17 protein-coding genes are annotated in these 14,137 nt (G+C 43.0%); 8 read left to right on the plus strand and 9 right to left on the minus strand.

Features of this window, described 5'->3' with window-relative positions; genetic code table 11:
* The first annotated feature begins 17 nt into the window (after positions 1 to 17).
* Positions 18 to 650, plus strand: coding sequence for a DinB family protein (locus tag ACKWCA_RS09655; RefSeq protein ID WP_413977975.1), 633 nt, complete (start codon positions 18 to 20; stop codon positions 648 to 650).
* A gap of 9 nt (positions 651 to 659) precedes the next feature.
* Here ACKWCA_RS09655 and ACKWCA_RS09660 read toward each other — a convergent pair whose 3' ends face one another.
* The 3 genes from ACKWCA_RS09660 to ACKWCA_RS09670 all read right to left on the minus strand — a co-directional run bounded on the left by ACKWCA_RS09660 (position 660) and on the right by ACKWCA_RS09670 (position 3,349).
* Positions 660 to 2,414, minus strand: a complete 1,755-nt coding sequence (locus ACKWCA_RS09660; protein ID WP_413977976.1) for an aromatic amino acid hydroxylase — start codon at positions 2,412 to 2,414, stop codon at positions 660 to 662.
* Positions 2,415 to 2,521: 107 nt separating this feature from the next.
* Positions 2,522 to 3,112 carry a DUF4136 domain-containing protein gene (locus ACKWCA_RS09665; RefSeq protein ID WP_413977977.1) on the minus strand — a complete coding sequence of 197 codons (591 nt, stop codon included), beginning with the start codon at positions 3,110 to 3,112 and terminating at the stop codon, positions 2,522 to 2,524.
* A 75-nt stretch (positions 3,113 to 3,187) separates the two neighbouring features.
* A complete protein-coding gene (locus ACKWCA_RS09670; protein WP_413977978.1) occupies positions 3,188 to 3,349 on the minus strand; it encodes a DUF5522 domain-containing protein in 162 nt (53 codons plus the stop codon).
* 195 nt (positions 3,350 to 3,544) lie between these two features.
* On the opposite strand from ACKWCA_RS09670, the gene ACKWCA_RS09675 reads away from it, so the two are divergent.
* From ACKWCA_RS09675 to ACKWCA_RS09700, 6 genes are all read left to right on the plus strand, one after another.
* Positions 3,545 to 3,868, plus strand: coding sequence for a hypothetical protein (locus tag ACKWCA_RS09675; protein WP_413977979.1), 324 nt, complete (start codon positions 3,545 to 3,547; stop codon positions 3,866 to 3,868).
* An 18-nt stretch (positions 3,869 to 3,886) separates the two neighbouring features.
* Positions 3,887 to 4,792 carry a 1-aminocyclopropane-1-carboxylate deaminase/D-cysteine desulfhydrase gene (locus ACKWCA_RS09680; protein ID WP_413977980.1) on the plus strand — a complete coding sequence of 302 codons (906 nt, stop codon included), beginning with the start codon at positions 3,887 to 3,889 and terminating at the stop codon, positions 4,790 to 4,792.
* Entirely contained in the window at positions 4,789 to 5,640 is an 852-nt protein-coding gene (locus ACKWCA_RS09685; protein ID WP_413977981.1) for a glucosaminidase domain-containing protein, read from the plus strand. The genes ACKWCA_RS09680 and ACKWCA_RS09685 overlap by 4 nt, the downstream gene beginning before the upstream one ends.
* A gap of 143 nt (positions 5,641 to 5,783) precedes the next feature.
* Positions 5,784 to 6,647 (plus strand): polysaccharide deacetylase family protein, encoded by an 864-nt coding sequence (locus ACKWCA_RS09690; protein WP_413977982.1) that lies wholly within the window; start codon positions 5,784 to 5,786, stop codon positions 6,645 to 6,647.
* A 21-nt stretch (positions 6,648 to 6,668) separates the two neighbouring features.
* On the plus strand, positions 6,669 to 7,946 hold the full coding sequence (gene hemL, locus ACKWCA_RS09695) for a glutamate-1-semialdehyde 2,1-aminomutase (protein WP_413977983.1): 1,278 nt from the start codon (positions 6,669 to 6,671) through the stop codon (positions 7,944 to 7,946).
* Between the two features lie 143 nt (positions 7,947 to 8,089).
* A complete protein-coding gene (locus ACKWCA_RS09700; protein ID WP_413977984.1) occupies positions 8,090 to 8,491 on the plus strand; it encodes a LytR/AlgR family response regulator transcription factor in 402 nt (133 codons plus the stop codon).
* Positions 8,492 to 8,502: 11 nt separating this feature from the next.
* Here ACKWCA_RS09700 and ACKWCA_RS09705 read toward each other — a convergent pair whose 3' ends face one another.
* From ACKWCA_RS09705 to ACKWCA_RS09720, 4 genes are all read right to left on the minus strand, one after another.
* Positions 8,503 to 9,456 carry an MBL fold metallo-hydrolase gene (locus ACKWCA_RS09705; protein WP_413977985.1) on the minus strand — a complete coding sequence of 318 codons (954 nt, stop codon included), beginning with the start codon at positions 9,454 to 9,456 and terminating at the stop codon, positions 8,503 to 8,505.
* A gap of 72 nt (positions 9,457 to 9,528) precedes the next feature.
* Entirely contained in the window at positions 9,529 to 10,593 is a 1,065-nt protein-coding gene (locus ACKWCA_RS09710) for an FG-GAP repeat domain-containing protein (protein WP_413977986.1), read from the minus strand.
* Positions 10,594 to 10,749: 156 nt separating this feature from the next.
* Positions 10,750 to 11,337, minus strand: a complete 588-nt coding sequence (locus ACKWCA_RS09715; RefSeq protein ID WP_413977987.1) for a hypothetical protein — start codon at positions 11,335 to 11,337, stop codon at positions 10,750 to 10,752.
* A 30-nt stretch (positions 11,338 to 11,367) separates the two neighbouring features.
* Entirely contained in the window at positions 11,368 to 11,970 is a 603-nt protein-coding gene (locus ACKWCA_RS09720; RefSeq protein ID WP_413977988.1) for a DUF6434 domain-containing protein, read from the minus strand.
* Between the two features lie 350 nt (positions 11,971 to 12,320).
* On the opposite strand from ACKWCA_RS09720, the gene ACKWCA_RS09725 reads away from it, so the two are divergent.
* Positions 12,321 to 12,827, plus strand: coding sequence for a hypothetical protein (locus ACKWCA_RS09725; protein ID WP_413977989.1), 507 nt, complete (start codon positions 12,321 to 12,323; stop codon positions 12,825 to 12,827).
* 185 nt (positions 12,828 to 13,012) lie between these two features.
* Here the strand turns inward: ACKWCA_RS09725 and ACKWCA_RS09730 are convergent, their stop codons facing one another.
* Entirely contained in the window at positions 13,013 to 13,465 is a 453-nt protein-coding gene (locus ACKWCA_RS09730; protein ID WP_413977990.1) for a hypothetical protein, read from the minus strand.
* 249 nt (positions 13,466 to 13,714) lie between these two features.
* On the minus strand, positions 13,715 to 13,867 hold the full coding sequence (locus ACKWCA_RS09735; RefSeq protein ID WP_413977991.1) for a hypothetical protein: 153 nt from the start codon (positions 13,865 to 13,867) through the stop codon (positions 13,715 to 13,717).
* Positions 13,868 to 14,137: the final 270 nt, after the last annotated feature.

Raw genomic sequence — 14,137 nt, forward strand, 5'->3', positions numbered from 1 at the left:
AATCAAAACCACAACCCATGGAAACAACCAACCACAGAAGAAATTTCATCAAGACAGGGAGCCTTTTCGGGGCCGGTCTGTTACTACCCCAAATGTACTTCGCCAGTTCGCCAATGTCCAACTTGAGTGAGGGCATGCATATATTCGGTAAACGAGAAGGTTTTACGGATCAAATCAGCATTTTGGTCTCTATGATGGACTGGATGCGTTTTACGGTCTTGCGCTCAGTCAAAGGCATGTCACAGAAAGAACTTGACTTTCTCTTGGACGAGGAATCAAATTCCATAGGAGCGATGCTGATGCATCTGGCGGCTACGGAACGTTTTTACCAAATACATACGTTTGAAGGCCGAAAATGGGGTGATTTCGATAAAGCGGATACGGACATTTGGAATGTCGGTAGTCGCTTGGGGGATCGTGCCCGAAAGGAGCTAAGGGGTAATCCGCTGTCCTTTTATACCGATAAACTCGAAATGGTTCGTGAAAACACCAAAGAAGTATTGAAAAAGAGAGATGATAGTTGGTTGATGGAATCTACGGAGTTTTTTGCGAATGAACCTACAAACAATTATTGCAAATGGTTTCATGTAGTGGAACATGAATCGAACCACAATGGGCAAATAAAATATATCAAGAGCAGGATGGCCTAGGCGTAGCGATTACTTCGGGATCAATTGTAAATCGACCAATTGCAGTCCATCATCTATCAAATGCCCAAATCGGGGATGGTTTTGCTTTACGATTTCAAGGTGCGAGGCAATTTCCATGGCGAAATCCAGATCGCCGTTGGTCTTGGCCAATTCATACAGTTCAATGGATAGTAACCAGTCACCGGGGAACTCAACGGCAAGCTGTTCAAAAACCTTGTGTCTCGATATCGTTGTATTGCTACCCTCTCGAAATTCACGTACCTGTTGGTAGTACTTCTCCAGTTTCTTTTTCTCGGGAGCTATTTCTGTTTTTGAAGTGGTCGATGTAATCTCATGATCGATCAAATCAAAGCTTTGTAAGTCCGCTGGGCCGTTGAATGCCGAAACGATATGTTCGCCCACGGCCATGTTATAAAGCCGTTCGTCAGATTTAAAAAGTATTTTTTGCTTATGGTTTACAGTACAATTCCTGAAGGTAATCAGTATGATCTCGCCTTTCAGGTTACGGGTACCGGTAACGATTTCTCCCGATATGGTAATGCCGCCCTCGAATTCAAGGGTTATGGTCTGTCCCTCAAATATATTGTAAGCTTTTAGGTCTCTCGGACTCATCGCTTCTATAGCCAAGTTGATGCCTTTTAATTTTCCCATGGGTGAGCCAAAACCATCATAATGGTGTTGTGTACTGTGCCCCACTAACTCTTTTTCGCGAAAGGCGAGTGCGGTGGGTCCCTTGGTTTGAAAAAACACGGGCTTGCCTTCAAAATCGATGGCATTTTCAAAATTACCTGAGACTTGAAGACCGGTGCTCAGCTCAATGGTGCCAAGCTCTTTTGAATTGATGAGTTTTCGTAGGGCGCTCAAGCCCCCTTTTCGAACGGCCATGCTGTTTGCAAATTCTTCCAGCACCTGGCTGAGAAATGCAAAATCGGGAGTCACAAAAAGTTGCGGTTGTGGTTGGGTAATATCGAAGGAGGTATGCGCCGCTTCAATGGAATAGGGTATTTTCCTTACTTTATCGGTCATGCACCATGCACTTTCGCCAATTGAAGAAAGGAGGCCGGCTCCGTAAATTTTAGGATCGTCGACCGTTCCGATCAGTCCGTATTCCACCGTCCACCAATGTAGATTTCGAATCAGGGCCATTTCACTGGGCTCGCCCATATTGTTTTGAAGCTTCGCAATATGTTTTTCTGCCTTTTCGATATCCTTTTTGGGTGTTCCAGAAGCTTCCTTGATGATCGAAAGGTGCCGCACTGCTTCGTACAATTCAAAATCCTTGGCACTTGAAATCGCCTTGCAGCCTATTTCGCCAAAGCGCCGTAAATATTCCGCATACTCAGGATTGGCAATAATGGGGGCATGTCCTGCGCCTTCATGGATGATATCGGGTGCTGGGGTATATTCGATATGCTCCAACTGACGAATGTCTGAAGCAATGACCAATACATTATAGGCCTGAAATTCCATAAAAGCGGCCGGAGGAATAAACCCATCTACGGCGACGGCTGCCCAGCCGATTTCCTGAAGAATACGGTTCATGCCATACATATTCGGAATACGGTCTATGGATATCCCCGTTTTTCGTAAGCCCTCGACATATGATCTGTGGGCAACTTTGCTGAGGTAATCCACATTTTTTCGCATGACATAGCGCCAAACGGCTTGATTGATAGCGGTGTATTCCTCGTAGTCTTGAGGCTTTATAAATTGCTTCAGATGCTCTGGAAGCTTATCGAGAATAGGATTACTTTCGAAAGACATTCTTACCTTGATTTGCGATAAGTAAAGTTACGAAAATTGAAAATGGAATTGGGTTTATAGAGTGGGCAATGGGCTAAAAAAAACCGCCCTGTTGGGCGGCCTATAATTTATTTTGATGCGATTGCATTGGGGGGATATTCCTCTAAAATTTCGGAGACGAACTGTTGTATTCGAGCTTCCTTCTTCTCTATATTTTTGTTGTTGCCTAAGGTACCGACACCTTTTCCTTGCCAGATCAATTCTTTTTTCTTTGCGTCGATCAAGTCGATATAGAGTGATCCTTCCGTTCTTGTACTGACAGCGTTGCCGCCCCAGCCCCAACCAGGACCCCATCCGCCCCAGCCCCAACCGGGTCCGAAGCCTCCCCAGCCCCAGCCTCCCCAGCCGCCCCAACCGAAGTTGTTATTGTAGACGTCTACTTGCTCGCTCTCTTTCGTGAAAATACTCACCAAAATATCAGGGGAATCCGATTTTACAAAACCACGTGAACCCATTTCAGTTTCAATGGCCCGTAAAATACGTTTCTTGTCCAAATCGGAAATCTGTGCCTTGTCGATGCCTGTCTTATAGAAGGCATACGACTTAAACTCATTAAAATCTGCTGCCCTATCATAATCGGATAAGACCCTGACCGAGGTGCAGGAGCTTAAGAAGAGTAGGAGTAGCAACGGTAGGGCAAGAATCTTTATCTTTTTCATAGTACAAACTGTTTAAGGAATTCGTCAAGTATTTTGTAGTTTTAGTCTCAAAAACCATGCCGAAACCTTAGGTTTCTAGCCTTGACTATTTTTCTTGATATCGTAACCATAAGGGCAATGCCTACAGCCACTTTCACAACAATAACCTCTTTTGAGATGGTATTGTTTGGTAAAAACGCGATAGCCTTCTTCCGACCAATAAAAATCCCCTTTTTCGATAGGAATGATTTCTTTCATTTTGCTTGCGATTCAATCATAAAATTAGTCGATTTTGTTGATAATACTTCCATCTATTGCTCCAAAACGTCCATTTTGCGGACATATTTGTGCTATTCAACGGATAAATACAATTGTTGGCAACATATTTGAGTTCTATCCGACACATGCGCCGATAACAATTAAATTTGTGAATCGTCGTTTTAAAGCTGATACATGATTTTAGTCTTTAAACATCTTTTCTATAAAAACTACGTCGGTCTTTCGGTGTGGCCGTTCATTATTTTAAAAAATGATGCCCTCAAGGAAGATGGTGTTCTGATCAATCACGAGAAAATACACTTAAAGCAACAATTGGAATTATTGATTCTGCCTTTTTATGCAGTATACATTACCGAATGGCTTTTTCGGAGTCTTTTTCATTTGAGCTTTTACCGAGGGTATCAGAACATTAGCTTTGAACAAGAGGCCTATGCGAACGAGCACAACTTAAATTACCCAAACGAAAGAAGGCCATTCAGCTTTATAAAGTACCTTTGAGAAGTTTAAACGACTTCCGTGAAGATCCAAAATCAGCAGATAAGCCTCCCCATTTTACAAGAAAAAAAGGTACTTCTTTTTATCAAGCGTGAAGACCTGATCCACCCCTTTATTTCGGGAAATAAGTTTCGTAAGCTAAAGTATAATTTGCTGGAAGCTAAAAAAAAGGGGCACGATACCTTGCTAACGTATGGTGGGGCCTTCTCCAATCATATTGCTGCCACCGCCTATGCGGGTAGAGAAGCGAAAATGAGGACCATCGGCGTTATTCGAGGCGAAGAACTGCGCACCAAATGGCATGAAAATCCAACTTTGGCATTCGCCGGTCGACAGGGGATGCAATTCCACTTTTTATCAAGGGAGGCCTATCGAGAGAAGACCACTTCCGCTGAACTGCAAAAATTGGAGGCGCTTTTTGGCCGATTTTATGAGCTGCCCGAAGGAGGTTCGAATAGTTTGGCGGTAAAGGGATGTGAAGAAATGCTAACGCCCAGAGACCTTCAATTTGATGTGGTCTGTGCAGCGGTCGGCACCGGTACGACCCTTGCAGGGATATCCAATGCTGCTAGCTCGGAGCAGTCCGTTTTGGGCTTTCCTTCCTTGAAGGGCGATTTTTTAAAGGAAGATATTCGTAAATTTGCTTTCAAGGGAAATTGGAACTTGCAGACCGAGTACCATTTTGGGGGGTACGCCAAAGTTACTCGTGAACTGATCGAATTTATGAATAGGTTCAAGCAAGAAACCCAAGTTCCATTAGACCCTGTCTACACCGGAAAGCTGCTGTATGGCATACTGGATATGGTCAAAAAAGACCGATTCAAACCGAATTCAAGCCTGCTGGCCATTCATACTGGCGGCCTTCAGGGAAGGATAGGAATGAACATGAAATTGAAAAAGAAAAATTTGCCATTGATTCAACTATGATACAACGACTGGCTACAGTAGCGATACTCCTTTGCTTTTTATCCGGATGCAAGGTGAAGCAACGGGCGACCCGCCAAAGTGAAACCCAACGGACGGTAGTGCGGTCTGATAACGACACTGAAGAAACAGAAGAGGATGACGGATCATTGGTGCTGCCCAAGGACACCGGTAAGTTCGTCCGATTCGAAATCGGTTCGGTTATCGAATACGTGCAGACGTTTTCGGAAATAGCCCAATTGGAGATGAAAGCGTATGGCATACCCGCTAGTATCACCTTGGCACAGGGGCTATTGGAAAGTGGCTTCGGCAAAGGGGAACTTGCTAGGAAAACCAACAACCACTTTGGAATCAAATGCCATACAGGCTGGCAGGGAGATTATGATTTTCATGATGATGATGAAAAAGGGGAGTGCTTTCGCAAGTACAACCACCCCATGTATTCCTATCGCGATCATAGCGTCTTTCTCAAGAATCGTTCTCGCTATGCTTCCCTGTTCGATTTGCGAAAAGATGACTACAAGAAATGGGCCTACGGACTTAAAAAAGCGGGGTACGCTACCGATAAACGCTACCCGTCCAAACTTATCAGTATTATAGAGAAGTATGATCTACATAAATACGATCAGGCTGTTTTAGGTAACCGTTACAAGGCGAATACCCATACAAAACCAGTGACCGCTAGCACACCGTCTATCGATAAACATGTGGTGAAAAAGGGAGATACACTATACTCCATTTCTAGAAAATATGCGGTCTCTGTAGATGATTTGAAACGCTGGAACTATCTGTATGACAATTCGATCAAGGTAGGGCAGAAATTGACCGTGAAAACCAAAAACTTCAATTGAGGGAATAGAAATGGGCAGTTGATGTGCTATCAAGGTAGCTTAGAACGAGCTTTTAAGAAATTCTGAGTGAGATTTCAACAAGCGACATGATAAAAAATATATCCAGGTACCACCTTATTGTTCTTGTGTGTACTACCCTTTATATGGGAGTAGTAAAAGGACAGCAGAAAATAAGCTTTTCGTTTGATGACGGATTAATTACCGACAGACCCGGGTATTCACTACAGGAGTGGAACCAACTTTTATTGGACAAGTTGCAGAGGCATAAGGTGAACTCCATTTTGTTCGTAGCGGGATATAATAAATTTGGTGAGAAAGGCAGATACGTATTGCAAAGTTGGAATGATAAAGGACACCTTATCGCCAATCATACGACCAATCACCCTAATTATAACAATGACGAAAGTACCTATCGTAAATTCTCGAGAGAACTACTTTCGAACGATAGTTTGATCAATGGGTATTCGAACTATGTGAAGTTGTTTCGGTTTCCGTACTTGAAAGAAGGAAATACTCCAGAGAAAGTCGATTCCTTTAGGTCTTTTATGGAAGAGATGGGGTATCGAAACGGATATGTGACCATTGATGCTTCCGATTGGTATATCGATAGTCGTTTGGTAGAACGATTGAAAGAAAACCCCAAAGCTGATGTGACGGATTTCAAGAAATTCTATCTAGAACATATCTGGGAAAGGGCCCAATTCTATGAAAAGCTATCCTTTGAACTGAACGATAGGCATATCGCCCATACCTTATTGTTGCACCATAATTTGGCAGCGGCACTTTTTATAGATGACTTGATTCAAATGTTCGAAGCTAAAGGGTGGCAAATTGTATCGTCGAAAGAGGCGTATACGGACCCGATTTATGCGGTAACTCCGGAATATGCGGGGGAAAGCCTCATCTATGCCCTGGCCAAAGACTCTGGGAAATACGAACACCTATTGAGGTATCCGGCCGAAGATAGTAGGTACGAAAAGAAACGAATGAATGCCCTCGGATTATAACTAACAAAGTTTAACTATACTATGATTTACCAACGAAGCAGTGCACTTTTCCAAGAAGCCAAGAACTATATCCCGGGAGGAGTAAATTCTCCGGTACGAGCTTTTAAGGCAGTGGGCGGAGATCCTATTTTCGTAAAGGAAGCCAAAGGAGCCTATCTATATGACGAAGACGGTAACCGATTGATCGACTATATCGCTTCATGGGGCCCATTGATTTTAGGGCACGCATATGCACCCGTAATCGATGCCGTCATCGAAAAGGCGAAGAAGGGAACATCGTTCGGAATGCCCACGGAAATTGAAACAGCGTTGGCGAAATTAGCGGTTTCCATGGTGCCGAATATTGACAAGATCCGTTTCGTGAATAGTGGTACCGAGGCCTGTATGAGTGCCGTTCGCTTGGCGCGCGGTTATACCCGAAAGGATAAAATCATCAAATTTGCCGGCTGTTATCACGGTCATTCCGATTCTTTTTTGATTCAAGCAGGCAGTGGGGCTGTTACGTTCGGAAGCCCTAACAGTCCGGGTGTGACACAGGGTACTGCAAAAGATACCCTATTGGCAGACTACAATGATTTGGAGGGCGTGCAACAGTTGGTCGAGGCCAATCGAGGTGAGATAGCCGCCATTATTATCGAACCGGTCGCCGGTAATATGGGCTGTATTGTTCCCACAGTTGCGTTTATCCAGGGATTACGGGAGGTGTGTAACCAAGAAGGCATACTATTATTGTTCGATGAGGTGATGACCGGATTTCGATTGGGAAAAGGGGGCGCACAAGAAGTTTTAGGTATAAATGCGGATATCGTAATGTTCGGAAAGGTGATTGGGGGTGGACTTCCAGTCGGCGCCTTTGCCGCGCGAACCGAGATTATGGATCATTTGGCTCCGGATGGACCCGTCTATCAAGCAGGTACCCTCAGTGGAAACCCTCTGGCCATGAGCGCTGGTTTGGCCATGTTGACCGAGCTGAATTCCAAACCGGAAGTCTTTGAGAGTCTTGCGGACAAAACCGAACATTTGCATGAAGGGTTTGATAATGTCATGCGACGGAAGGGTATTCCTTATCAAATCAATCGTTTTGGAAGTATGATATCCTTGCATTTCACAGATGAACCGGTCGTCGATTTCAAATCCTCGGCCAAGGGAAACAACGACACCTTTAAAAAGTACTTTCACGCTATGCTTGAAAAGGGTATTTATCTTCCACCTAGTGCCTTTGAAAGTTATTTTCTAAACGATGCGTTGAGCTATGCCGACCTGGATGAAACCATTGCCGCGTTGGATGCTATTTTTTAAGGACGTTTCCCTAGAATTGGATTTCTGATCGATGGAAAAGGGTATTTCATCGCAAATATGTGCGATTCACCAATTTATCGTAAGTATTTACCCCTTAATCGAGTTATCATAATACCAAGTCAAGTATACCAAAATTGTCCCCTATGAGATTGAACGTTATTGTAATTGATGATAGTGTGCTACAGCTCACACTCTCTTCGCAGTTAATCAAGAAGAATCCGAATCTAAATCTTTTAGGCGCATACTCTGATCCTTATTTAGGTCTAGAGGCTGTAAATCAGCAAGATGTCGATGTGGTTATTTTAGATGTAGAAATGCCGGAAATCGATGGTTTTTCACTTCAAAAGCTATTTAAAGATTCTGTTGAGGTCATTATGAACTCCACTAAGGCATGTTTTGAGCTTCAAGCCTATGTCAACGGGGCAATAGATTTTATATTGAAACCATTATCAGCTTCAAAAATTACTCGCGCGGTTCGTAGAGTTGATGAAATCAAGGAGATCATGGCTACGGAAAACGCGGTTATAGCAAATATTGCCATTTGATCGATCTCGTTTCATTCTATGGTAATGGTGCCTAAATGTACGGGTATGATTACCCTTGTTTCAGGTGAGCGTTGTCGCACATCTTTTTGAAAGGGAAGGAGTTTTTGGGTTACACCAAGCTCTTGTGAAAACCCATAGGGCAGACGAAAATTATCCCAATGTGTCGGGATAATGATGTTCGGGTAATTGGTCACTGCCAACAAGCGTTCATTGTACTTGTAAAGCCCCAACTGAGACCGGTTGACTCCTGCCAATAAAATATCCGGTTTTTGACCTATCAATTCTCTTTCCACAAAGTTCATCGAACCCATAGTAAGTACCGTATGTCTGGCAAAACGAGCCAAGAACATTAAAGAGCCACCTTCGATAAATTCAGATACTTTAAGGGGTGTTTTCGGTGTCTCGGTATACGTTCTTGAATCAATATAATGTTTGTCATTTAACGCCGAATGAATCGAGGGAATGACTTGAACCGAAAAATCATCGAATTGATAGTCTTCTCCACCTTTCACTGGATATAGCTGTTCTTCAGGGATACCGTAGCCACGTAGAATATTCCGTGTGGTCTCGGTTCCGATGACTTTGGCGCCTGTTTTTTTGGCGATATAGGGCACGTCGGCCAAATGATCAAAATGCGAATGGTGTACTAAGATGAAATCAGCCTTGGTGATCAAACTATCGATCAAGAGGGTGTCGGAGACAAAGATATCTGAGCGTAATACGGTTTTTCGCGTATCCTTTTCGCTTACCCCCGGCCCTGTACCCAGTTTCATTCGAGTTAGATACGGATCGACCAATACCGTGATTTTTCCATCTGAAATTTCCCAGCCGGCGGTTCCGAAATAACGAAGTTGAATAGGTTCTTCCTGGGCCGGAGCGGAAAAAGAACTGAAAAGGACCAAGACTAGTAGGCCGATTGTCGTGTTGATTTTGGTTTGGCTCAATGCTAACATAAGATGGTTCATAATGGGTTTCTATTTGCTCGATGGTCGAGATGTATACCTGCCTAATGTCGGGCGGACGTCAATTTGGTTAATTTAGTTTTTCGGTCGAGCTATATAATAGCGATTAAGGCCGTCGGAATTCGCTTCTACAATATCAACAAATCCGTCACGGTTGACATCCGCAGTGATGATATCATATGTATGTAGCGTTTCTTCATTGAGTTGATGCGCCTTCCATTCTTTTCCTTTGGCGTTGTTGAAATATACCCAATTGGTACTTCCCGAATTCGCGACAATGATATCCAAATCGGTATCCCCATCCAAATCGGCCAAAGCCAGTGCATAGCTATCCGATTCGGTTAGGTCGAAGATGACCGATTCTTCGTAGGACCCTGCCGTGGTTCCAAAATGAATTCGGTTCGGTTCTCCGATATTCGCGCTTACAATATCCAATACACCATCTTGGTCGATATCACCAACACCCACGGAACGTGTTTGGTCATCGCCTGTACCATAGGGTATTTTGGACTCAAAACCCATCTTTCCGTCGTTGAGGTAGATGAAATTAGGTTGTCCATCCCGATTGGCCAAAACGAGGTCAAGATCTTGGTCCCCGTCCATGTCGGCGACTTCCACATCTATGGTGGAGTCCTTTGAAGTTCCAAAATTCATCGTTTCCATAAAGTTCCCATTTCCGTCATTTATGCAAATCTCATTGGCTCGCCCCCGATTGGTGATTAAGATATCGATAAAACCATCTTGATTAAGGTCGGCAAGTGTCAAATTTCTTGTTGGGGTATATGACTTCCCGAAAGTGCTATAATGAGAAAAGTTACCGTTCCCATCGTTTCGGAAAAGAGCATTCGGGGCCATATCATTACCCACGGCGATATCAAGATCTCCATCGTTATCGAAATCCCCCAGTTCGGTGGCATAGGTGGTCTCGCGTTGTGCTCCCAAGTTCATTTCCACCGTAAAAATTCCTTTGCCGTTATTCAGAAATATTCTGTTTTGGCCTGGCCAATGTCTACCATTCGCTACGAGAACATCGATATCCCCATCATCGTCTATATCACCTGTGGCCACTGAGGCAGTGCGTTCTTGATAGGTGCCCAGAATACGACGGCCATTGGTTTCAAGTGTCATCTCCTGTGCCATGCAACAAGCGCATGTCATCGTAAGAAAAACAACAAATTGTACTCGTGTGTTTTTCAAGTGCGGTCTTTTTCAAGCTTTGGTTTCAAAGCTAGTTCTTTCTAAATATATGAAAAAAGGAGGTGGAAGTATACAGTGGTCGCCTGTAAAGGTGTTTTTCTAAGAGTTCAAGCTGTTGAGAAACGATTTACGCATACGCCAGCTAAAAATGAGGCTACAAAAAATAAAGGCCCCCAAAGCCAAATAATGTCCCCAGAACGGTTCTGCTCCTTCAAAATCACCTTTGATACGGGCAATGTAGGTTATGATCATCACGAGGCTTACATAATAGAAATAGATCAATTGCCAGAAGTACTTCAAACGATGCAATTTGAAAGGGGCCATTACGATCATCACATAGGCCAAGGCTCCCCCGACCAATTTAACAGGCACTACGGGTAGGGCATTCAGATACATGTTCATAGCCAAAAAAACGAAATGAATCAGGTGTACTGCAGCAAAAAGGGTGAGAAGATTGCGTAATTGAAGATTGGTCTTTAAAGGAGATGGAAACGACTTGGCATAGTTATAGAAGGCGCACAAAAATACTACAGCCGATAAGCGGCCAGAATAGCGGGCGGCATGCCTGAATGTCTCTGTGTAATCTTGGTGGACAACATATGAAACCAATATTATCACGGCTTCGAGGACAACGCCCCAGAACAATAGTTTTTTCAATGAAGGGTTCATCTTTATATGCGGTTTCATAACGGTCGTTGTATTTACCTAAGATCGAAATCAGTGCTTACCCAATTGCAAATCCGATTTCTCATAGCGTACAAATCCGTTCTTTGTTGGCAACTGTTTTTTTAATTGCCAGTACTTCTGCACATCTTTTACGGTCTTACCCTCATTATCCGCTAAAAAGTCACGGGTGTATTGTGCAAGCATATTGTTGGCTGCTATGGTTCTTTTAAAGTTCGGGTCTTCTTTTCTCTTTTCCAATGCATACCACTTTTTGACCGCATCACCCAAATTTTTTCCCGCACTTGTTTTGACCCAATCCATGAAGTCACTGTGACATGTGAATTTACTCCCGATTTGGCTCTTCATGAACCGTCTAAAATTGGGTCCGAAAGAGACATTGTCCGTAATTATCGTTTCGGGGGTCAATTCAGAATTCACCCAATTGAATTTTGATACGGTTGGGTTTTTCTTTGGCTGGGGTTTGATTTTTCCCTCATTGTCCAAAGCGTACATGATTCGATCTCTCAAATCAAATTTGCGCCCATGAGAAGGTAAGTTCAGGAGTTTACAGATGGACACCATTTCTTCTTTGAGCCAATACCATTGGTTAAACTCCCGCCCTGATTTTATAGTTTCGATTTCCGGTCGTTGCATCGATTCATATTTGGTTGGTATAATTGCACCGCAACTCCGAATATACAACAGAATGAACATTTCTAGGGAGTTTTTAAGGTGGACGAGAGCAAAAAACACTCTTGCGATGGTCCGACAGTGGTAGGACCGTACTTAATGGACCCGTTTCAAATAGCACGACGTGAGTTTGAAATCCATTTTGGTCGAAATTATATTCAGAGGTGCGAAAATGAAGTACTTGTCAAAATGTAAGGAGGCTGATTTCAGGCTAGTGTCACCCTAGGGCAAATGATTCTCATTTTGGTTTTTTGAGACTCTTTTTGAGAAAGTCGCGGTGATTTTATCTCTAATTTTCGGAAAAATACGTTGTTATGAATTATTTGAGATTAGTAGGTAGGTCCATGACATTGATTGTGTTGTGTATGGTCGTGTTCTCATGTTCTTCCAGTGAAAATGATGATGACACAGGAGATGTTACAAATACGGCTGTTGAAGGCCGCTATTCGGGTACGATTGAAATCACACTTTCCGGGGATATGATATCCGTCCCGATTACGATGACGGTAAGTGAAAATTCGCCCACCAGATTTTCCGGAGATTTTTTTGAAACCGGCAATTTTGTACCCTGCTGTAGTACAAACCCGCAGGATGGAACGTTTACGTTCAATTTTGATCCGGCGAGCATGACTATCGACAATTTTGTCATCCGAGTGGATTTCAATATCAATCCTGATATGCCCTGTACGGGCGTATACAGGGGTTCTGGACGAGTTGAGTTCGATGAAAGAAGTTCAATAGAGGCCGAGATGCTTTTTAATGATTGTAATGTTTCCGATACTACCGGAACAATTTCCCTCACTCGAATCGGTGGTTTGTGATGAATTGATACCAGTTAATGAGGTTAGTGGTTATAGCGGTCTTTTATTTTCTGTGCTTTTCTGAAACGGATGAAAATGGTAGTAAGTATTTGATTGAATGCCACCATCAGCACCTTTTAAATTAGTTTAAACAAAAAAGACCGCATTGTAAATTGCGGCCTTTTCAAACTATTCATCCACCGGAACTATTTCTTTTTACCGTGGCGATCACGACTTTTTCCGTTCTTGCCATTTCTGTGCCTGCTTTTTCGGTGTTGCATTTGTTGCCATTGGGTATACTGTTCTTCAGACAGTATTTTTTTCATTTCCGCCTTTTGGGCAATTTGATGATCCAATCGGGCGTTGGCCATGGCATAACGTTCTTCGGATGTGGGCTTTTTAGCCTCCCCATCTTCTTTCGATGCTTTGCGTTCTTCCATTTTGGCTTTATGCATTTCGGCATTTTCCAATTGAATCACCTTGATCTGTTTCTGTTGCGCCTCGGTGAGGTCTAGAGCCAAGGTCATTTTCTTGGTTCGCAAGGTGGCCACTTGTTCCGGGGTCAAATCTTTCATGGCATCTCTATGGGTTCTTTCCCCTTTTTGGGCCGTTGCTGTGAATCCCGCAAGGAGCAGGATCATCATTACTGTTTTTTTCATCTGTATGGTTTTAAATGATTTCTGCAACTTTGACCCGAGTGTGCGCCATTGGTTTAATCTGGGAAGAACAATTGTGATTTTTTTAACTGAACATTTTTATTTTCCGGTTCTCTTAGCAGGGTTTTCTGTTGTTTACAAAAGGAAAGTGGCATGAGTTTGGGGAAACTCATGCCGCTTTTTCAAGTAGGTGTTTTCAAGGTGAACACAATTTGGGTTTTGGAAAGCCCTTGAATGTGTTCAAAATATTTTCTAGTTCAACACGTCGTCGGTTGAAATCTGTTCTATTGTGTTTTCCACTAATTGGGTATTCTCGATCGTCTCGGTAGTATCAATACTGTAGTAGGTCATTACAGCTAATACTAGACTTGAGAAATATAGGGCACTTTTTATTTTATGTGACATGGTGATTTGGTTTTTAATTCTGAAGCTAATCTACTTCGGATTTGTGTTCAAAAAAGCCGATTGTTGCGAAATGGGCCATTTCTGATGTCAAAATCACGTATGTTGTTGAATAGCGTTTTTTTTTACCGAACTTATTTTCCGTTCAACGATGCTTAGGGAAAATTACATTTTGACGACTCTCTGGTTCACCCTCGATTTTATTGTCAGAAATAGGACTATAGCCTACAAAAAGGGAATAAAACCTTTATCTCTTTTTTTGTTTCTTGATGA

It is taken from the genome of Maribacter corallii, assembly GCF_047345415.1.
Taxonomy (GTDB): domain Bacteria; phylum Bacteroidota; class Bacteroidia; order Flavobacteriales; family Flavobacteriaceae; genus Maribacter_C.